The sequence below is a fragment of the Nocardia lijiangensis NBRC 108240 genome (assembly GCF_001613045.1).
Lineage (GTDB): Bacteria > Actinomycetota > Actinomycetes > Mycobacteriales > Mycobacteriaceae > Nocardia > Nocardia lijiangensis.
The window spans coordinates 1-1,285 of the sequence record NZ_BDBP01000212.1; the positions used below are offsets into that span (position 1 = coordinate 1).

2 protein-coding genes are annotated in these 1,285 nt (G+C 72.6%); both read right to left on the minus strand.

The genetic code is table 11. From position 1 onward, the window contains the following. Positions 1-112: 112 nt before the first annotated feature. A complete protein-coding gene (locus NL1_RS35945) occupies positions 113-595 on the minus strand; it encodes a hypothetical protein (RefSeq protein WP_067849401.1) in 483 nt (160 codons plus the stop codon). Continuing rightward, a partial coding sequence (locus NL1_RS35950; protein WP_444980028.1) for a DNA polymerase III subunit beta family protein occupies positions 592-1,285 on the minus strand: 694 nt, incomplete at its 5' end. The genes NL1_RS35945 and NL1_RS35950, both read right to left, overlap by 4 nt.

Genomic DNA, 1,285 nt, shown 5'->3' on the forward strand with positions numbered 1-1,285 from the left:
AACTAGCTCCGGGCTCCGAATGGCATTGCGCCGCATCGGCCACCCCGGCGACTCGCACATCGGCCTCCCGTCAGTCACCGCTCGACAACATGGCTGTCGAATCACACGGTGGTCAGCTGGGAGCGGATGCGCGGGGCTCGGTGCTGCCATCTCGGATCGCCTCCGCGACTTCGTCCACGGCGCGGCGCACGAGGGTGCCGTACTCGTCCGCGCCGAGCGTGTGCAGGCATCCGCGGGCCGCGTCGATCTGACGTTCGGCGGCCTCGAACGAGCCGAGGCGGCGGTAGTTGTCGGCGAGGTTCAGGTGGAGCGAGGGGTAGAAGCCGCGCACGTCCAGGCCGGCGTGGTGGCGGCGCACGCGTTCGTCGGTGAGGTTGTCCGCGGCGTCGAGGGCGCGGATGTCCCAGGTGAGGGCCTGCGCGGCGTCGTCGTGCAGGTCGGCGAGGTAGTGCGCGAGGGTGCAGCGATGCAGGGGATCGCCCTGCGGGCCCAGTTCGCTCCACAGTTCGGTCAGCATCGTGCGGGCGGCGTCGCGGTCGCCCGCGCGGCCGAGCCCGACCGCGTGGGTGATCGCGTCCATGGTGGTATCGGTCATCGGTCGTGGTCCTCCGCGCTCGGGACGAATGTGGGCATGACGAGGGTGGTGAGATCGCCGTCGGTCGCCGAACGGACGACGACGGGTTGGTCGGGTGCGGCGAGGTCGACCATCAGATCCGGGCCGATCGCGCTCGCCACGGCGGGGCGCAGCACCGTCGACCGGAACGCGAGATGCATCGGCGCGCCGGTGACCGCGGCGGGCAGCCGGGTAGCGGCGACGGCCCCGGAGAGCGCGAGCCCGGATTCGTCGACGTCGCACACGACGCTGTCGTCCGCGGCCGTCTCCAGCAGGTCGAGCAGCGCGGCGCGCGCCACGAGCACCCGGGTGCGCACGGCGGGTAGCCCGTCGAGCACCGCACGGTAGTCGGGGAAGGGTTCCTCGATTCCGGCGCAGCGGTGCTCGGTGTCGCCGGAGATGAGCGCGATGCCGGATGCGCGCGGAGTGAGGACGACCTCCTCGATCGAGTCCAGCCACGGCCGCAATGCCGCCAGCGGCGCGGCGGCGACCACCGCCGACCACTCGTCGCCACCGTCCCGCAGCGGCACGGTGCGCGTCGACAACCGGTACCGGTCGGTGGCGGTGAGCGTCAGCGCGGTCGCCTCCGCTTCCACCAGCACACCGGTGAGCACCGCGGCCGAGTCGTCGCTCGCCGCGGCCGTGCCCACTTGCGCGATGGCGCGCGCCAAT